We start from the raw sequence: 15546 nt of genomic DNA on the forward strand, positions 1-15546 counted from the left end.
TAGAGGGATACGACAGTGCCGCGTTCTCTGAAAAAAGGTCCTTTTATCGATCTTCACCTATTGAAGAAGGTCGAAGTGGCGATGGAAAAGAATGATCGCAAGCCGGTTAAAACCTGGTCGCGTCGTTCGATGATCCTGCCGCAAATGGTCGGTCTGACCATCGCTGTGCATAACGGCCGTCAACATGTCCCCGTTCTTGTGAACGAAGATATGGTCGGCCACAAACTCGGCGAGTTCGCTGGTACCCGCACTTATCGCGGGCACGTAGCGGACAAGAAAGGCAAGCGCTAAGGGGTAAGGAAAGATGGAAGTAGCCGCTAAGTTGTCGGGCGCTCGCATCTCCGCCCAGAAAGCCCGCCTGGTCGCCGACCAGATCCGCGGGAAGAAGGTGGGCGAAGCGCTCAACCTGCTGGCTTTCAGCAGTAAGAAAGCCGCCGAGATCATGAAGAAAGTGCTGGAGTCGGCTGTAGCCAACGCCGAGCACAACGAAGGCGCTGACGTAGACGACCTTAAGGTCTCTACCGTCTTCGTCAACGAGGGGCGTTCGCTTAAGCGCATCATGCCGCGTGCCAAAGGCCGCGCTGATCGCATCGTCAAGCGGTCTTGCCATATCACTGTCAAGGTTGCGGACAAGTAACGGAGTCGATCAGATGGGTCAGAAAGTACATCCCACTGGCATTCGCCTGGGAATCGTCAAGGAGCACACCTCCGTCTGGTACGCAGACGGACGTACGTACGCCGATTATCTGCTTGCAGATCTGAATGTGCGTGAGTACCTCCAAGACAAATTAAAAAGCGCGTCCGTAAGCCGTATCGATATCCATCGCCCGGCTCAAACCGCACGCATCACTATCCATACCGCTCGTCCCGGCATCGTGATCGGAAAGAAGGGTGAGGATGTTGAGAAGCTGCGTCAGGACCTGACCAAGAAAATGGGTGTGCCGGTGCACATCAACATCGAAGAAATCCGCAAGCCGGAACTCGATGCAATGCTGGTAGCACAGAACGTCGCTCAGCAGCTGGAGCGTCGCGTAATGTTCCGTCGCGCCATGAAGCGCGCCGTACAGAACGCGATCCGCATTGGTGCCAAGGGCATCAAGATCCAGGTGAGCGGTCGTCTGGGTGGGGCTGAAATCGCCCGTACGGAATGGTATCGGGAAGGTCGTGTGCCGCTGCACACCCTGCGTGCCGATATCGACTACAACACCTACGAAGCACACACCACTTACGGTGTGATCGGCGTCAAGGTTTGGATCTTCAAAGGCGAAGTTATCGGTGGTCGCCATGAAGAACTGAAGCCGCAAGCGCCTGCGCCTCGTAAAAAAGCTGCCAAGTAAGGAGTACGCCAAATGTTGCAACCAAAGCGTACAAAATTCCGCAAGCAGATGACCGGTCACAACCGTGGCCTGGCTCAGCGCGGTAGCAAAGTCAGCTTCGGCGAGTTCGCTCTGAAGTCTGTCGCTCGCGGTCGTTTGACTGCGCGTCAGATCGAGTCCGCACGTCGTGCGTTGACTCGTCACGTAAAACGTGGCGGCAAGATCTGGATCCGCGTGTTCCCCGACAAACCTATATCCAAGAAGCCGCTTGAAGTGCGGATGGGTAAAGGTAAGGGTAACGTCGAGTACTGGGTAGCCCAGATTCAGCCGGGCAAGGTGCTCTACGAGATCGAGGGTGTTTCCGAAGAGCTGGCGCGTGAGGCATTCGCCCTGGCTGCTGCAAAGCTGCCGCTCGCCACCTCCTTTGTTAAGCGGACGGTGATGTGATGAAAGCGAATGAACTTCGTGAAAAATCCGCTCAGCAGCTGAACGAGCAACTGCTCGAGTTGTTGCGCGACCAGTTCAATCTGCGTATGCAGAAAGCAACTGGCCAGTTGGGGCAGTCGCACCTGCTCTCGCAAGTCAAGCGCGACATCGCTCGCGTCAAGACTGTGCTCAACCAGCAGGCAGGTAAGTGATCATGGCTGAAGTTGAAAAGACTGTCCGCACGCTGACTGGCCGCGTCGTCAGCGACAAGATGGACAAAAGCATCACCGTTCTGATCGAGCGTCGCGTCAAGCACCCGATCTACGGTAAATACGTTAAGCGTTCGACCAAACTGCACGCTCACGATGAAACCAACCAGTGCCGTATCGGTGACAAGGTCACGATTCGCGAGACTCGTCCTTTGGCGAAGACCAAGTGCTGGATGTTGGTTGATGTCGTTGAACGTGCCGTCGAAGTCTAAGGGCTAGGGGTCGGAGAAATTATATGATTCAGACTCAATCAATGCTCGATGTGGCGGATAACAGTGGCGCTCGTCGCGTCATGTGTATCAAGGTCCTCGGCGGTTCGCACCGCCGTTACGCCGGCATCGGCGACATCATCAAGGTTACCGTCAAGGAAGCGATTCCTCGTGGCAAGGTCAAGAAAGGCCAGGTAATGACTGCAGTCGTAGTCCGTACCCGTCACGGTGTTCGTCGTCCCGACGGCTCTATCATTCGCTTCGATGGCAATGCTGCTGTTCTGCTGAACAACAAGCAAGAGCCAATTGGCACCCGTATTTTTGGGCCGGTGACGCGTGAACTTCGTTCCGAGAAGTTCATGAAGATCGTCTCGCTCGCGCCTGAAGTGCTGTAAGGAGAAGCCGCATGCAAAAGATTCGTCGCAACGACGAGATCATCGTCATCGCCGGCAAAGACAAGGGCAAGCGCGGTAAGGTGCTCCGGGTTCTCGCTGATGACCGTCTGGTCGTCGGTGGTATCAACCTGGTGAAGCGTCATACCAAGCCGAACCCGATGTCGGGCGTTCAGGGCGGTATCGTCGAGAAAGAGGCGCCATTGCACGCCTCTAACGTCGCTATTTTCAATGGCGAAACCAACAAAGCTGACCGCGTTGGGTTCAAGGTTGAAGACGGCAAGAAAATTCGTGTCTTCAAGTCGACCCAAAAGCCGGTTGAAGCTTGAGACTGCTAGGTAGATAACCATGGCACGACTAAAAGAAGTTTATCGGAAGCAGATCGCTCCCAAGCTGAAAGAAGAACTTCAGCTTGGCAACGTGATGGAAGTTCCGCGCATTACCAAGATCACCTTGAACATGGGTATCGGCGAAGCTATCGGTGATAAGAAAATCATCGACAATGCTGTTGCCGATCTTGAAAAAATCACCGGCCAGAAGGTTGTCGTGACTCACGCTCGCAAGTCTATCGCTGGCTTCAAGGTCCGCGAAGGCTGGCCGATCGGTGTCAAGGTGACCCTGCGTAGTGATCGGATGTACGAATTCCTGGATCGCCTGTTGTCGATCTCCCTGCCTCGGGTTCGCGACTTCCGCGGCCTGAATGCCAAGTCGTTCGACGGCCGTGGCAATTACAGCATGGGCGTGAAAGAGCAGATCATTTTCCCGGAAATCGATTACGACAAGATCGATGCCCTGCGTGGTCTGGACATCACTCTGACCACTACTGCTCGGACGGATGAAGAGGGTCGCGCGCTGCTGCGTGCATTCAACTTCCCGTTCCGTAACTGATTGGAGTAGGCACATGGCTAAGCAAAGCATGAAGAACCGCGAGCTGAAGCGTCAGCAAACGGTTGCCAAGTACGCCCAGAAGCGTGCCGCATTGAAAGCAACCATCGCTAATCCGGAGACTACTCCGGAGGCGCGTTGGGAAGCTCAGGTGGCTCTGCAGAAGCAGCCTCGTGATGCAAGCGCTTCGCGCCTGCGTAACCGCTGCCGCCTGACTGGCCGTCCGCACGGTGTTTATCGCAAGTTCGGTCTTTCGCGTAACATGCTGCGTCAGGCCGCCATGCGTGGCGACGTACCGGGTCTGGTTAAAGCCAGCTGGTAAGAATGGTAGCCCGGCGTTCGTGTCGGGCTCACTGTTTCCAAATCAAGCCCCTATGGGGCTTGATTCGTTTCTGGACTATCTCTAGAATGTCCGGCTCGCCCGAGCCACGCCTTCGGCGTTTGCTCTTCTAGCAGGCGACACGAGCCCTCGCGGGCTTATTTTTTTGTATTAGGAGCCAAGAGCCCATGAGTATGCAGGACCCGTTAGCGGACATGCTAACTCGTATCCGTAATGCCCAGATGGCCGAAAAGTCCGTCGTAAGCATGCCGTCTTCCACTCTGAAGGTGGCTGTAGCCAACGTTCTTCAGGGTGAAGGCTATATCGCAGGATACAACGTCAGCAGCGACGCCAAGCCGCAGCTGTCTATCGAGCTTAAGTATTTCGAGGGCCGTCCGGTCATCGAGGAGCTGAAGCGCGTAAGCCGTCCTGGCCTTCGCCAGTACAAATCCGTTGATCAGTTGCCGAAGGTTCGCGGCGGTCTGGGTGTTTCGATCGTATCCACCAACAAAGGTGTGATGACTGATCGGGCTGCTCGCGCTGCTGGCGTCGGCGGCGAAGTGCTCTGCACAGTGTTCTAAGGGGGGATAAGCATGTCTCGCGTTGCTAAGAACCCCGTCAAGCTGCCCGCTGGTGTTGAATTCAACATGTCCGGCCAGCAGCTTTCGGTAAAGGGTGCCAAGGGCGCTCTCGAACTGAATGTGCACTCGTCCGTGGAAGTAATTCACGAGGCTGGTGAGTTGCGTTTCGCTGCTCGCAATGGCGATCAGCAGAATCGCGCCATGGCCGGTACCACCCGTGCGCTGGTTAACAACATGGTGATTGGCGTCAGCCAAGGCTTCGAGCGCAAGCTCCAGCTGGTTGGTGTTGGTTACAAGGCGCAAGCCAAAGGTCAAGTGCTGTCCCTGGCTCTCGGCTTCTCGCACCCGGTGGAATATGAACTGCCGCAAGGCGTTACCGCTGAGACCCCTAGCCAGACCGATATCCTGATCAAGGGTGTCGATAAGCAACTAGTCGGTCAGGTGGCTGCTGAAATCCGCGATTTCCGCCGTCCTGAGCCTTATAAAGGCAAAGGCGTGCGTTACTCGGACGAAGTGGTCCGTCGTAAAGAAGCTAAGAAGAAGTAGGGCATAGCAAATGAGCGTAAAGAAAGTTACTCGTCTGCGTCGCGCTCGCAAGGCACGCCTGAAGATGCGCGAGCTGGAAACCGTACGCCTTTGTGTGTACCGCTCTTCCCAGCACATCTACGCCCAGGTCCTTTCGGCCGACGGCGGCAAGGTCCTGGCCAGCGCCTCGACTCTCGACAAAGAACTGCGCGGCGGTGCCACTGGCAACGTCGACGCTGCCAAGAAAGTTGGTCAGCTGGTCGCTGAGCGTGCTAAGGCCGCAGGTGTCACCCAGGTGGCGTTCGACCGTTCTGGCTTCAAGTACCACGGTCGTGTCAAGGCACTGGCTGATGCTGCTCGTGAAGGCGGGCTGGAGTTCTAAGTTATGGCATATAACGAGCAAAAGCGCGACGAAGGCTACATTGAGAAGCTGGTTCAAGTTAACCGCGTCGCCAAGACTGTAAAGGGTGGCCGTATCTTCACCTTCACCGCGTTGACCGTGGTGGGTGATGGTAAGGGTCGTGTAGGCTTCGGTCGCGGCAAGTCCCGTGAAGTGCCGGCTGCTATTCAGAAGGCCATGGAGGCGGCTCGCCGTAACATGATCCAGGTTGATCTGAACGGCACCACGCTGCAGTACGCTACCAAGGCGGCGCATGGCGCTTCCAAGGTCTACATGCAGCCTGCTTCCGAAGGTACTGGTGTGATCGCCGGTGGCGCCATGCGTGCCATTCTTGAAGTTGCTGGCGTGCAGAACGTCTTGGCCAAGTGCTACGGCTCTACCAATCCAGTGAACGTGGTTCATGCCACTTTCAAAGGTTTGAAGGCCATGCAGTCGCCTGAGTCGATCGCTGCCAAGCGTGGCAAGAGCGTCGAGGAGATTTCCTGATCATGGCTAACACCGTCAAGGTCACGCTGATCAAAAGCGTCAGCGGCCGTATCCCTAATCACAAGCTGTGCGTCAAAGGCCTTGGCCTTCGTCGCATTGGTCATACCGTTGAAGTTCAGGATACCCCTGAAAATCGCGGCATGATCAATAAGGCTTATTACATGCTCCGTGTGGAGGGCTAAGCCATGCAACTGAACGATCTGCGTTCTGCGCCGGGTGCCCGTCGCGAAAAGCTGCGTCCTGGTCGTGGTATCGGTAGTGGTCTAGGCAAGACCGGTGGCCGCGGCCACAAGGGTCAGACTTCCCGCTCCGGCGGCAAGATCGCTCCCGGGTTCGAGGGCGGCCAGCAGCCATTGCATCGTCGTCTGCCGAAGTTCGGCTTCGTTTCGCTGAAGGCCATGGATCGCGCAGAAGTGCGTACTTCCGAGTTGGCCAAGGTCGAAGGCGATGTCGTCTCCGTGCAAAGCCTCAAGGATGCCAACATCATCAACCAAAACGTGCAGCGTGTGAAAGTGATGCTGTCTGGTGAGGTTGGTCGGGCTGTGACCCTGAAAGGCATCGCCGCCACCAAAGGTGCGCGTGCGGCTATCGAAGCAGCTGGCGGCAAGTTCGAGGAATAAATGGCTAAGCAAGGTGCTCTCTCCGCGCTGAGTAATGGCGGGCTGTCTGAACTCTGGGCTCGTCTGCGCTTTTTGCTGATGGCGATTGTCGTCTATCGAGTAGGGGCGCACATCCCGGTGCCGGGGATAAATCCCGACAGGTTGGCCGAGCTGTTCCGTCAGAACGAAGGGACCATCCTTAGTCTGTTCAACATGTTTTCAGGTGGCGCACTGGAGCGCATGAGCATCTTTGCGTTGGGGATCATGCCGTATATCTCGGCATCGATCATCATGCAGCTCATGACAGCTGTCAGTCCGCAACTTGAACAGTTGAAAAAGGAAGGCGAGGCCGGTCGCCGCAAGATTAGTCAGTACACGCGTTATCTGACGCTCGTTCTGGCGATCGTGCAGGCCATCGGTATGTCTGTCGGTCTGGCCGGTCAGGGCGTCGCATTCAGCAGTGACTTTGGCTTCTACTTTGTTGCCATCACGACGTTTGTGGCGGGCGCGATGTTCATGATGTGGCTGGGTGAGCAGATCACTGAGCGTGGTGTCGGCAACGGCATCTCAATGTTGATTTTTGCCGGTATCGTTGCTGGTTTGCCGGGCGCCCTTGGGCAGTCCTTCGAATCGGCTCGCCAGGGTGATGTCAATATCATTGCGCTGTTGGCTGTTGGTCTCCTGGCCGTCGCGATCATCGGTTTCGTGGTCTTCATTGAGCGTGGTCAGCGGCGGATTGCCGTGCACTATGCCAAGCGTCAGCAGGGTCGAAAGGTCTTTGCTGCGCAGACGAGCCACTTGCCCTTGAAGGTCAATATGGCGGGTGTGATTCCGGCAATTTTTGCGAGCAGCATTCTATTGTTCCCAGCTTCGTTGGGTCAGTGGTTTGGTCAGTCGGAAAGCATGAGCTGGTTGGCTGATGTCTCGCAGGCGATTGCTCCCGGTCAGCCATTGAATATCTTGTTGTTCAGTGCCGGTATCATCTTTTTCTGCTTCTTCTATACGGCGTTGATGTTCAACCCTAAAGACGTTGCTGAAAACCTGAAGAAGTCCGGTGCATTTATTCCGGGGATTCGTCCTGGTGAGCAGTCAGCGCGCTATATCGATGGTGTGTTGACCCGCTTGACCTTGTTCGGCGCCCTGTACATGACGGCTGTTTGTTTGCTTCCCCAGTTCCTGGTGGTTGCTGCAAATGTACCGTTCTACCTTGGCGGGACCTCGTTGCTGATCGTGGTGGTGGTTGTCATGGACTTTATGTCCCAAGTGCAATCTCACCTCATGTCTCACCAGTACGATTCCCTGATGAAAAAAGCCAACCTGAAGGGGTATGGCAGCGGAATGCTTCGCTGATCTGTCCGTAAGGTTCCAGGAGATATCATGAAAGTTCGCGCATCGGTCAAGAAACTGTGCCGTAACTGCAAGATCGTCCGCCGCGAAGGCGTCGTTCGAGTAATCTGCAGTGCAGAACCGCGTCACAAACAGCGCCAAGGCTAGTTGTGAGCTAAGGCTCGAGCCCGGCAGCTAGTGCGCTGCCGGGTTGATTATTTGTTATTACAGCGTTAGTATCTCGCGCCCTTTTCTTGGCTTCCGGGGCGTTGGGTAGCTGTCAATTGGAGTTTCACTGAATGGCCCGTATTGCAGGCGTAAACATTCCGGATAACAAGCACACTGTTATCTCGCTGACCTACATCTATGGTGTTGGTCGCACCCGTGCGCAGACTATCTGCGCTGCTACCGGCGTCAATCCGGCGGCAAAAATTAAGGATCTCACTGACGAGCAGGTTGAACTGCTGCGTGGCGAAGTGGGCAAGTTCATCGTTGAAGGTGACCTGCGTCGCGAAGTCAACATGAAGATCAAGCGCTTGATGGACCTGGGTTGCTACCGCGGCCTGCGTCATCGTCGTGGTCTGCCGGTGCGCGGTCAGCGTACCAAGACCAACGCTCGTACCCGTAAGGGTCCGCGTAAGCCGATCCGCAAGTAATCGCGTTAGCGCATCGACAGGAATCTAATCATGGCAAAACCTGCTGCTCGTCCTCGTAAAAAAATCAAAAAGACGGTGGTTGATGGCATCGCCCACATCCACGCGTCTTTCAATAACACCATCATCACTATCACCGATCGCCAAGGCAACGCGTTGTCCTGGGCTACGTCCGGTGGTTCCGGTTTCCGCGGCTCTCGTAAGAGCACACCGTTCGCTGCCCAGGTGGCTGCCGAGCGTGCTGGTCAGGCGGCACTGGAATATGGCCTCAAGAACCTCGACGTCAACGTCAAGGGTCCTGGTCCGGGCCGTGAATCTGCTGTTCGTGCATTGAACGGCTGTGGTTATAAAATCGCCAGCATCACCGACGTGACGCCAATCCCGCACAACGGGTGCCGTCCGCCGAAGAAGCGCCGCGTGTAATCAGGAGACAGTGAGAAATGGCTCGTTATATTGGTCCCAAGTGCAAACTGTCTCGTCGTGAAGGCACCGATCTCTTTTTGAAGAGTGGTGTACGCGCGCTCGAATCGAAGTGCAACATCGAAACCCCGCCGGGTGTTCATGGTCAGCGTCGTGGTCGTCTGTCTGACTACGGTACTCAGCTGCGTGAAAAGCAGAAAGTGCGTCGTATCTACGGCGTGTTGGAGCGTCAGTTCAGCGGCTACTACAAAGAAGCGGCCAGCCGTAAGGGTGCTACCGGCGAAAACTTGCTGCAACTGCTGGAATGCCGTCTGGATAACGTGGTTTATCGGATGGGCTTCGGCTCGACTCGTGCCGAATCGCGTCAGCTTGTTTCCCACAAAGCTATTAGCGTCAATGGCAAGACCGTGAACGTTCCGTCCTATCAGGTGAAGGCGGGCGATGTGGTCGCTATTCGTGAGAAGTGCCGTAACCAGCTGCGTATCGCCCAAGCCCTGGAACTGTGTGCACAGCGCGGTCGCGTTGAGTGGGTCGAAGTAGATACCGACAAGAAATCTGGCGTTTTCAAGAGTGTTCCGGCTCGCAGTGATCTGTCTGCCGACATCAACGAAAACCTGATTGTCGAGCTCTACTCCAAGTAAGGGCTAGAAAATAGGTGTATCCATGCAGATTTCGGTAAATGAGTTCCTGACCCCCCGCCATATCGATGTGCAGGTGGTCAGTCCGACCCGTGCCAAGATCACTCTCGAGCCTCTCGAGCGCGGTTTTGGCCATACCCTGGGCAACGCGCTGCGTCGCATTCTGTTGTCCTCCATGCCCGGCTGTGCTGTGGTCGAGGCTGAGATCGACGGTGTGCTTCACGAGTACAGCGCTATCGAGGGCGTGCAGGAAGATGTCATCGAAATCCTGCTGAACCTCAAAGGTATCGCCATCAAGCTGCACGGCCGTGATGAAGTGACCTTGAGCCTGGTGAAGAAGGGCGCGGGCGCTGTTACCGCTGCCGATATCCAGCTGGATCACGATGTCGAAATCGTCAATGGCGATCACTTGATCGCCAACCTGGCGGCTAATGGCTCGATCAACATGAAGCTCAAGGTCGCTCGCGGCCGTGGCTACGAGCCGGCTGACGCGCGTCAGAGTGATGAAGATGAGAGCCGTAGTATTGGCCGTCTTCAGCTCGATGCTACCTTCAGTCCGGTCCGTCGCGTGGCTTATGTTGTCGAAAATGCTCGTGTTGAGCAGCGCACCAACTTGGACAAGCTGGTTATCGACCTGGAAACCAACGGAACCCTGGATCCTGAAGAAGCGATCCGTCGGGCCGCGACCATCCTGCAACAGCAGTTGGCCGCGTTCGTCGACCTCAAGGGTGACAGCGAGCCGGTCGTGGTCGAGCAGGAAGACGAGATCGATCCGATCCTGTTGCGTCCAGTTGATGACTTGGAACTGACCGTACGTTCGGCGAACTGCCTCAAGGCAGAAAACATCTACTACATCGGTGACCTGATCCAGCGCACCGAGGTTGAGTTGTTGAAGACGCCGAACCTGGGCAAGAAGTCTCTGACTGAAATCAAAGATGTTCTGGCTTCTCGTGGTCTGTCTCTCGGCATGCGCCTCGACAATTGGCCGCCGGCCAGTCTCAAGAAGGACGATAAGGCTACGGCCTGATCGACCATAGTCACCGAACTGATCGTTTGGTAAGGAATTTCAATCATGCGTCATCGTAAAAGTGGCCGTCATCTCAGCCGCACAAGCGCTCACCGCAAGGCCATGTTTCAGAACATGGCGGTGTCGCTGTTCGAGCACGAACTGATCAAGACAACCCTGCCTAAGGCCAAGGAACTGCGTCGCGTTGCTGAGCCGCTGATCACTCTGGCCAAGGAAGACAGTGTCGCTAATCGTCGTCTGGCTTTCGATCGGACTCGTTCCAAGGCAATCGTTGGCAAGTTGTTCAACGATCTGGGCCCGCGTTACGCCACCCGTCAGGGCGGCTATCTGCGTATCCTCAAGTGCGGTTTCCGTGCAGGAGACAACGCACCTATGGCTTACGTCGAACTGGTTGACCGTCCGGTTACCGGTGAGGTGGAAGCAGCCGAATAAGCTACGGCTTTTTCGGACAAAAAGAACCGAGCCTCAGGCTCGGTTTTTTTATATCCGTATTTTCTATCGCCTACGTTGACTCAACGCATTGGTCCCGCTCCGTTCTGCTTCCTATGATGACAGCCACACCACCGGCATTCCCGGTTTCGCTGCAAATGATGGATAGCCGTTCGAGGAGCTAAACATGACTGACAAACGCAGGTTGACGACCGTTGCCGGTGCGCCGGTAGCTGAAAACCAGAACTCACTGACTGCGGGCCCGCGTGGTCCGATGTTGCTGCAGGACGTCTGGTTCCTGGAGAAACTGGCGCATTTTGACCGTGAAGTGATTCCTGAGCGGCGTATGCATGCCAAAGGTTCCGGTGCTTTCGGCGAGTTTGTGGTGACCCACGACATCACCCGCTACACCAAGGCTGCGATCTTTTCCGAGGTGGGCAAGAAGACTCCGATGTTTGCCCGCTTCTCCACCGTGGCCGGCGAGCGTGGAGCCGCCGATGCCGAGCGCGATATTCGTGGCTATGCACTGAAGTTTTATACCGAGCAGGGTAATTGGGACATGGTCGGCAACAACACGCCGGTATTCTTTTTCCGCGACCCGCTGAAGTTCCCCGACCTGAACCATGCGGTCAAGCGCGACCCGCGCACAAACATGCGCAGCGCCAACAACAACTGGGACTTCTGGACCGGTCTGCCGGAGGCGTTGCACCAGATCACCTACGTGATGGGCGACCGGGGCATTCCCGCCTCGTACCGGCACATGCACGGTTTCGGCTCGCACACTTACAGCTTTATCAGCCCCGATCACCAACGCTACTGGGTCAAGTTCCACTTCAAGACCCAGCAGGGCATCAAGAACCTCACCGATGCGGAGGCAGCCGCCATCGTCGCCAGCGATCGTGAGAGCTCGCAACGGGATCTGTTCGAAGCCATCGAGCGCGGTGAATTCCCACGCTGGACGATGTACGTGCAGGTGATGCCCGAAACCGAGGCGGCGAGCTATCGCTTCCATCCGTTCGACTTGACTAAGGTCTGGTCGAAGAAGGACTACCCGCTGATCGAAGTCGGCTACTACGAGCTGAATCGCAATGCCGACAACTATTTCCAGGATGTCGAGCAAGCAGCATTTACGCCCGCTAACGTGGTGCCGGGTATCAGCTTTTCGCCGGATCGCATGCTGCAGGGGCGTCTGTTCTCCTACGGCGACGCGCAGCGCTACCGCCTGGGCGTCAACCACCACCAGATTCCGGTAAACGCGCCGCGCTGCCCGGTGCACAGCTTCCACCGTGATGGTGCCATGCGCGTGGACGGCAATCACGGTGGCCGCCTGCACTACGAGCCGAACACCTACGGTGAGTGGCAGGAGCAGCCCGATTTCAGTGAGCCGCCGTTGGCACTAGAAGGTGCTGCTGCCCGTTACGATTACCGCTCGGATGATGCGGATTATTTCACCCAGCCGGGTGATCTGTTCCGCTTGATGGAGACAGATGAACAACAGCGCCTGTTCGGCAATACGGCGCGGGCGATGGGGGACGCGGCACGGCATATCAAGCTGCGTCACATCAGACACTGCTATCTGGCCGATCCGGCTTATGGTGCCGGCGTTGCGACAGCGCTCGATCTGCCGATCGAGGAGGCGTTGACCTGATCGCTGATACTGGCGCAATAAAAACCGCAGCACTGCTGCGGTTTTTTGTTTTCGGAAAGACCGGGCCTGCTTATTTCGTCGCTGGCTCCCTGTCGCGTTCAAGTAGCGGCTTGAGGAAATGCCCGGTATGCGATTTCTGCATCTTAGCGACCTCGTCAGGCGTGCCCGTGGCGATGATCTGACCACCCTTGGAGCCGCCCTCAGGGCCGAGATCGACCAACCAGTCGGCGGTCTTGATCACATCCAGATTGTGCTCGATGACCACTACCGTATTGCCGTGATCACGTAGCCGGTGCAGCACGTCCAGCAACTGCTGGATGTCGGCGAAGTGCAGGCCGGTGGTGGGCTCGTCGAGGATATACAGTGTCTTGCCGGTGTCCCGCTTGGACAGCTCGCGGGACAGCTTGACCCTTTGTGCCTCGCCCCCCGACAGGGTGGTCGCGCTTTGACCGAGCTTGATGTAGGAGAGGCCCACATCCATCAGCGTCTGCAGCTTGCGCGCTACGGCAGGCACCGGGTCGAAGAACTCCCGGGCTACCTCGATGGTCATGTCGAGCACTTCGGTGATGCTTTTGCCCTTGTACTTCACCTCGAGGGTTTCGCGGTTGTAGCGCTTGCCCTTGCATACATCGCAGGGCACGTAGATGTCCGGCAAGAAGTGCATCTCCACCTTGATCACGCCGTCGCCTTGACAGGCTTCGCAGCGCCCGCCCTTGACGTTGAAGGAGAACCGGCCCGGGCCGTAACCGCGTGAGCGGGCCTCTGGCACGCCGGCGAATAGCTCGCGGATCGGCGTGAACAGGCCGGTGTAGGTCGCCGGATTCGAGCGCGGGGTGCGACCGATCGGGCTCTGGTCGATGTCTACCACCTTGTCGAGGTGCTGCAGCCCGTCGAAGGAGTCGTGCGCGGCCACCTCGAGTGTTGTGGCGCCATTGAGCGCAGTCGCAGTGATTGGGAACAGGGTGTTGTTGATCAGCGTTGACTTGCCCGAGCCCGATACCCCCGTGATACAGGTCAGCAGGCCCACAGGGATTTCCAGGTCGACGTTGCGCAGGTTGTTGCCACGTGCTCCCTTGAGTTTCAGCAGCTTGTCGGCATTGCGAGGGGTGCGTTTGTCTGGATAGCGAATCTTCACCCGCCCCGACAGATAGCCGCCGGTGAGGGAGGCGGGGTTAGACATCACGTCGTCGGGTGTGCCCTCGGCGACGATCTGCCCGCCATGCACGCCGGCCCCTGGGCCAATATCGACCACGTAATCTGCCATGCGGATGGCATCTTCATCGTGCTCGACGACGATGACGGTATTGCCGATATCGCGCAGGTGACGAAGCGTGCCCAGCAGGCGCTCGTTGTCGCGCTGATGCAGCCCGATCGACGGCTCATCGAGGATGTACATGACGCCGACCAGGCCGGCACCGATCTGGCTCGCCAGGCGGATACGCTGCGCTTCACCGCCGGACAGCGTATCGGCGCTGCGGTCCAGGGTCAGGTAGTCGAGGCCGACGTTCACTAGAAATTGCAGGCGCTCGCAGATCTCCTTGAGGATCTTGTCAGCAATCTCCCCGCGGCGGCCCGGCAGCGTAAGCCCACCGAAATACTCGGTGGCGTCGCCGATCGGCAGTCCGGTCACGGCCGGCAGCGTCTTGTCCCCGACCCAGACATGACGGGCTTCGCGGCGTAGGCGTGTACCGCGGCACTCAGGGCAAGGCTGGGTGCTGAGATACTTGGCCAGCTCTTCACGCACTGAGTTGGACTCGGTTTCCCGATAGCGGCGCTCGAGGTTTGGGATGATGCCTTCGAAAGGGTGCGAGCGTTTGACGATGTCGCCGCGGTCGTTCAGGTATCGGAAGTCGACATGTTCCTTGCCGCTGCCGCGCAGAACATATTTCTGCTGCTCGGCGGGCAGGGTGTCGAACGGCTCGTCGAGACTGAACCCGTAGTGCGAGGCCAAGGAGCCGAGCATCTGGAAGTAATAGACGTTGCGGCGGTCCCAGCCGCGAATCGCACCCTCGGCCAGCGTCAACTCACCATTGACCAGGCGTTTGGCGTCGAAGAACTGTTTGACGCCGAGGCCGTCGCAGGTTGGGCATGCTCCGGCGGGATTGTTGAAGGAGAAGAGTTTGGGCTCTAGCTCGCTGATCGAATGCCCACAGACGGGGCAGGCGAAGCGAGCGGAGAAAATCATCTCCTCGCTGTCATCGTCGTCTTCCATCGACGCGACCAGGGCGATGCCGTCGGCCAGCTTCAGCGCCGTCTCGAACGATTCGGCGAGGCGCTGCTGCAGGTCGTTGCGGACCTTGAAACGATCCACCACAACGTCGATGGAGTGTTTTTTCTGCTTGTCGAGTTTCGGCAGCTCATCGAGTTCGTAGAGCCGGCCGTTGACCCGCGCGCGTACGAAGCCCTGTGCACGCAGCTCATCGAATACCGCCAGGTGTTCGCCCTTGCGCTCGCGGATCACCGGGGCGAGCAGCATCAATTTGCGGCCTTCAGGCAGCGCCAGTACCTGGTCGACCATCTGGCTAACGGTTTGAGCTTCCAGTGGCGCGTCATGGTCGGGGCAGCGCGGCGTGCCTGCGCGCGCATAGAGCAGACGGAGATAATCGTAGATCTCGGTGATGGTGCCGACCGTCGAGCGCGGGTTATGCGAGGTCGACTTTTGCTCGATGGATATGGCCGGGGACAATCCTTCGATGGTATCCACATCGGGCTTTTCCATCATCGACAGAAACTGCCGGGCGTATGCCGAAAGGGATTCAACGTAGCGGCGCTGTCCTTCAGCATAAAGCGTATCGAAGGCCAGCGAGGACTTGCCCGAACCAGACAGACCAGTGATCACGATCAGTTTGTCGCGTGGCAAGGTCAGGTCGATGTTTTTCAGGTTGTGGGTACGTGCCCCACGAATCAGAATCTTGTCCAAAGCAGCCTCGCATGGCGGGCGAAAACCCGAAAGTATACGGCCAGGGGCGACATCGCGGCAAAGTAGCAAACCTGTGCC

Annotated in this window: 25 protein-coding genes; 24 read left to right on the forward strand and 1 reads right to left on the reverse strand. The window is 57.3% G+C overall.

The genetic code is table 11. The features are described 5' to 3' along the window. Positions 1 to 15: 15 nt before the first annotated feature. The 24 genes from rpsS to BUE09_RS11185 all read left to right on the forward strand — a co-directional run bounded on the left by rpsS (position 16) and on the right by BUE09_RS11185 (position 12548). Positions 16 to 291, forward strand: coding sequence for a 30S ribosomal protein S19 (gene rpsS / locus BUE09_RS11070; protein ID WP_019339974.1), 276 nt, complete (start codon positions 16 to 18; stop codon positions 289 to 291). 13 nt (positions 292 to 304) lie between these two features. Next, positions 305 to 637, forward strand: a complete 333-nt coding sequence (gene rplV, locus BUE09_RS11075; RefSeq protein ID WP_003103908.1) for a 50S ribosomal protein L22 — start codon at positions 305 to 307, stop codon at positions 635 to 637. A 13-nt stretch (positions 638 to 650) separates the two neighbouring features. After that, a complete protein-coding gene (gene rpsC, locus BUE09_RS11080; protein ID WP_021209375.1) occupies positions 651 to 1337 on the forward strand; it encodes a 30S ribosomal protein S3 in 687 nt (228 codons plus the stop codon). A 12-nt stretch (positions 1338 to 1349) separates the two neighbouring features. Next, positions 1350 to 1763: a 50S ribosomal protein L16 gene (gene rplP, locus BUE09_RS11085; protein WP_003176421.1), complete on the forward strand. Its 414-nt coding sequence runs from the start codon at positions 1350 to 1352 to the stop codon at positions 1761 to 1763. Further along, positions 1763 to 1954, forward strand: coding sequence for a 50S ribosomal protein L29 (gene rpmC, locus BUE09_RS11090; RefSeq protein ID WP_003289209.1), 192 nt, complete (start codon positions 1763 to 1765; stop codon positions 1952 to 1954). The genes rplP and rpmC overlap by 1 nt, the downstream gene beginning before the upstream one ends. A 2-nt stretch (positions 1955 to 1956) precedes the next feature. Further along, positions 1957 to 2223 (forward strand): 30S ribosomal protein S17, encoded by a 267-nt coding sequence (gene rpsQ / locus BUE09_RS11095; protein WP_029404618.1) that lies wholly within the window; start codon positions 1957 to 1959, stop codon positions 2221 to 2223. 23 nt (positions 2224 to 2246) lie between these two features. Beyond that, positions 2247 to 2615, forward strand: a complete 369-nt coding sequence (gene rplN / locus BUE09_RS11100; RefSeq protein WP_003289207.1) for a 50S ribosomal protein L14 — start codon at positions 2247 to 2249, stop codon at positions 2613 to 2615. An 11-nt stretch (positions 2616 to 2626) separates the two neighbouring features. Beyond that, complete coding sequence (gene rplX, locus BUE09_RS11105) at positions 2627 to 2941, forward strand: 50S ribosomal protein L24 (RefSeq protein ID WP_019339971.1); 315 nt, start codon at positions 2627 to 2629, stop codon at positions 2939 to 2941. A gap of 19 nt (positions 2942 to 2960) precedes the next feature. After that, complete coding sequence (gene rplE / locus BUE09_RS11110) at positions 2961 to 3500, forward strand: 50S ribosomal protein L5 (RefSeq protein WP_019339970.1); 540 nt, start codon at positions 2961 to 2963, stop codon at positions 3498 to 3500. 13 nt (positions 3501 to 3513) lie between these two features. Then, positions 3514 to 3819, forward strand: coding sequence for a 30S ribosomal protein S14 (gene rpsN, locus BUE09_RS11115; RefSeq protein ID WP_073301054.1), 306 nt, complete (start codon positions 3514 to 3516; stop codon positions 3817 to 3819). A 185-nt stretch (positions 3820 to 4004) separates the two neighbouring features. After that, a complete protein-coding gene (rpsH, locus tag BUE09_RS11120) occupies positions 4005 to 4397 on the forward strand; it encodes a 30S ribosomal protein S8 (protein ID WP_003281824.1) in 393 nt (130 codons plus the stop codon). A gap of 12 nt (positions 4398 to 4409) precedes the next feature. Then, positions 4410 to 4943, forward strand: a complete 534-nt coding sequence (gene rplF / locus BUE09_RS11125) for a 50S ribosomal protein L6 (RefSeq protein WP_019339968.1) — start codon at positions 4410 to 4412, stop codon at positions 4941 to 4943. Positions 4944 to 4953: 10 nt separating this feature from the next. Further along, positions 4954 to 5304 carry a 50S ribosomal protein L18 gene (rplR, locus tag BUE09_RS11130; protein ID WP_019339967.1) on the forward strand — a complete coding sequence of 117 codons (351 nt, stop codon included), beginning with the start codon at positions 4954 to 4956 and terminating at the stop codon, positions 5302 to 5304. A 3-nt stretch (positions 5305 to 5307) separates the two neighbouring features. Next, positions 5308 to 5808 carry a 30S ribosomal protein S5 gene (gene rpsE, locus BUE09_RS11135; RefSeq protein ID WP_019339966.1) on the forward strand — a complete coding sequence of 167 codons (501 nt, stop codon included), beginning with the start codon at positions 5308 to 5310 and terminating at the stop codon, positions 5806 to 5808. Between the two features lie 2 nt (positions 5809 to 5810). Beyond that, positions 5811 to 5990, forward strand: a complete 180-nt coding sequence (gene rpmD, locus BUE09_RS11140) for a 50S ribosomal protein L30 (RefSeq protein WP_003281818.1) — start codon at positions 5811 to 5813, stop codon at positions 5988 to 5990. A 3-nt stretch (positions 5991 to 5993) separates the two neighbouring features. Further along, a complete protein-coding gene (rplO, locus tag BUE09_RS11145) occupies positions 5994 to 6428 on the forward strand; it encodes a 50S ribosomal protein L15 (RefSeq protein ID WP_019339965.1) in 435 nt (144 codons plus the stop codon). Then, positions 6429 to 7757 carry a preprotein translocase subunit SecY gene (gene secY / locus BUE09_RS11150; protein ID WP_073301055.1) on the forward strand — a complete coding sequence of 443 codons (1329 nt, stop codon included), beginning with the start codon at positions 6429 to 6431 and terminating at the stop codon, positions 7755 to 7757. It begins immediately after the preceding gene. A 27-nt stretch (positions 7758 to 7784) separates the two neighbouring features. Further along, positions 7785 to 7901 carry a 50S ribosomal protein L36 gene (gene rpmJ, locus BUE09_RS11155; protein WP_014854209.1) on the forward strand — a complete coding sequence of 39 codons (117 nt, stop codon included), beginning with the start codon at positions 7785 to 7787 and terminating at the stop codon, positions 7899 to 7901. Positions 7902 to 8032: 131 nt separating this feature from the next. After that, entirely contained in the window at positions 8033 to 8389 is a 357-nt protein-coding gene (rpsM, locus tag BUE09_RS11160; RefSeq protein WP_073301056.1) for a 30S ribosomal protein S13, read from the forward strand. A 30-nt stretch (positions 8390 to 8419) separates the two neighbouring features. Continuing rightward, on the forward strand, positions 8420 to 8809 hold the full coding sequence (gene rpsK / locus BUE09_RS11165) for a 30S ribosomal protein S11 (RefSeq protein ID WP_019339962.1): 390 nt from the start codon (positions 8420 to 8422) through the stop codon (positions 8807 to 8809). Between the two features lie 17 nt (positions 8810 to 8826). Next, positions 8827 to 9447, forward strand: a complete 621-nt coding sequence (rpsD, locus tag BUE09_RS11170; RefSeq protein ID WP_073301057.1) for a 30S ribosomal protein S4 — start codon at positions 8827 to 8829, stop codon at positions 9445 to 9447. 22 nt (positions 9448 to 9469) lie between these two features. Continuing rightward, positions 9470 to 10471 (forward strand): DNA-directed RNA polymerase subunit alpha, encoded by a 1002-nt coding sequence (locus BUE09_RS11175; RefSeq protein WP_019339960.1) that lies wholly within the window; start codon positions 9470 to 9472, stop codon positions 10469 to 10471. A 45-nt stretch (positions 10472 to 10516) separates the two neighbouring features. Further along, positions 10517 to 10903, forward strand: coding sequence for a 50S ribosomal protein L17 (gene rplQ / locus BUE09_RS11180; RefSeq protein WP_019339959.1), 387 nt, complete (start codon positions 10517 to 10519; stop codon positions 10901 to 10903). Between the two features lie 184 nt (positions 10904 to 11087). Further along, positions 11088 to 12548: a catalase gene (locus tag BUE09_RS11185; protein WP_073301058.1), complete on the forward strand. Its 1461-nt coding sequence runs from the start codon at positions 11088 to 11090 to the stop codon at positions 12546 to 12548. 70 nt (positions 12549 to 12618) lie between these two features. Here the strand turns inward: BUE09_RS11185 and uvrA are convergent, their stop codons facing one another. Further along, on the reverse strand, positions 12619 to 15468 hold the full coding sequence (gene uvrA / locus BUE09_RS11190) for an excinuclease ABC subunit UvrA (protein ID WP_073301059.1): 2850 nt from the start codon (positions 15466 to 15468) through the stop codon (positions 12619 to 12621). Positions 15469 to 15546 lie beyond the last annotated feature (78 nt).

The organism is Stutzerimonas xanthomarina DSM 18231 (assembly GCF_900129835.1).
Lineage (GTDB): Bacteria > Pseudomonadota > Gammaproteobacteria > Pseudomonadales > Pseudomonadaceae > Stutzerimonas > Stutzerimonas xanthomarina.

Excerpts from the sequence above, each read along its gene's own strand:
- rplV (WP_003103908.1), top strand. The coding sequence starts at position 305 with ATGGAAGTAGCCGCTAAGTTGTCGGGCGCTCGCATCTCCGCCCAGAAA.
- rpsC (WP_021209375.1), top strand. The coding sequence starts at position 651 with ATGGGTCAGAAAGTACATCCCACTGGCATTCGCCTGGGAATCGTCAAG.
- rplP (WP_003176421.1), top strand. The coding sequence starts at position 1,350 with ATGTTGCAACCAAAGCGTACAAAATTCCGCAAGCAGATGACCGGTCAC.
- rpmC (WP_003289209.1), top strand. The coding sequence starts at position 1,763 with ATGAAAGCGAATGAACTTCGTGAAAAATCCGCTCAGCAGCTGAACGAG.
- rpsQ (WP_029404618.1), top strand. The coding sequence starts at position 1,957 with ATGGCTGAAGTTGAAAAGACTGTCCGCACGCTGACTGGCCGCGTCGTC.
- rplN (WP_003289207.1), top strand. The coding sequence starts at position 2,247 with ATGATTCAGACTCAATCAATGCTCGATGTGGCGGATAACAGTGGCGCT.
- rplX (WP_019339971.1), top strand. The coding sequence starts at position 2,627 with ATGCAAAAGATTCGTCGCAACGACGAGATCATCGTCATCGCCGGCAAA.
- rplE (WP_019339970.1), top strand. The coding sequence starts at position 2,961 with ATGGCACGACTAAAAGAAGTTTATCGGAAGCAGATCGCTCCCAAGCTG.
- rpsN (WP_073301054.1), top strand. The coding sequence starts at position 3,514 with ATGGCTAAGCAAAGCATGAAGAACCGCGAGCTGAAGCGTCAGCAAACG.
- rpsH (WP_003281824.1), top strand. The coding sequence starts at position 4,005 with ATGAGTATGCAGGACCCGTTAGCGGACATGCTAACTCGTATCCGTAAT.
- rplF (WP_019339968.1), top strand. The coding sequence starts at position 4,410 with ATGTCTCGCGTTGCTAAGAACCCCGTCAAGCTGCCCGCTGGTGTTGAA.
- rplR (WP_019339967.1), top strand. The coding sequence starts at position 4,954 with ATGAGCGTAAAGAAAGTTACTCGTCTGCGTCGCGCTCGCAAGGCACGC.
- rpsE (WP_019339966.1), top strand. The coding sequence starts at position 5,308 with ATGGCATATAACGAGCAAAAGCGCGACGAAGGCTACATTGAGAAGCTG.
- rpmD (WP_003281818.1), top strand. The coding sequence starts at position 5,811 with ATGGCTAACACCGTCAAGGTCACGCTGATCAAAAGCGTCAGCGGCCGT.
- rplO (WP_019339965.1), top strand. The coding sequence starts at position 5,994 with ATGCAACTGAACGATCTGCGTTCTGCGCCGGGTGCCCGTCGCGAAAAG.
- secY (WP_073301055.1), top strand. The coding sequence starts at position 6,429 with ATGGCTAAGCAAGGTGCTCTCTCCGCGCTGAGTAATGGCGGGCTGTCT.
- rpmJ (WP_014854209.1), top strand. The coding sequence starts at position 7,785 with ATGAAAGTTCGCGCATCGGTCAAGAAACTGTGCCGTAACTGCAAGATC.
- rpsM (WP_073301056.1), top strand. The coding sequence starts at position 8,033 with ATGGCCCGTATTGCAGGCGTAAACATTCCGGATAACAAGCACACTGTT.
- rpsK (WP_019339962.1), top strand. The coding sequence starts at position 8,420 with ATGGCAAAACCTGCTGCTCGTCCTCGTAAAAAAATCAAAAAGACGGTG.
- rpsD (WP_073301057.1), top strand. The coding sequence starts at position 8,827 with ATGGCTCGTTATATTGGTCCCAAGTGCAAACTGTCTCGTCGTGAAGGC.
- BUE09_RS11175 (WP_019339960.1), top strand. The coding sequence starts at position 9,470 with ATGCAGATTTCGGTAAATGAGTTCCTGACCCCCCGCCATATCGATGTG.
- rplQ (WP_019339959.1), top strand. The coding sequence starts at position 10,517 with ATGCGTCATCGTAAAAGTGGCCGTCATCTCAGCCGCACAAGCGCTCAC.
- BUE09_RS11185 (WP_073301058.1), top strand. The coding sequence starts at position 11,088 with ATGACTGACAAACGCAGGTTGACGACCGTTGCCGGTGCGCCGGTAGCT.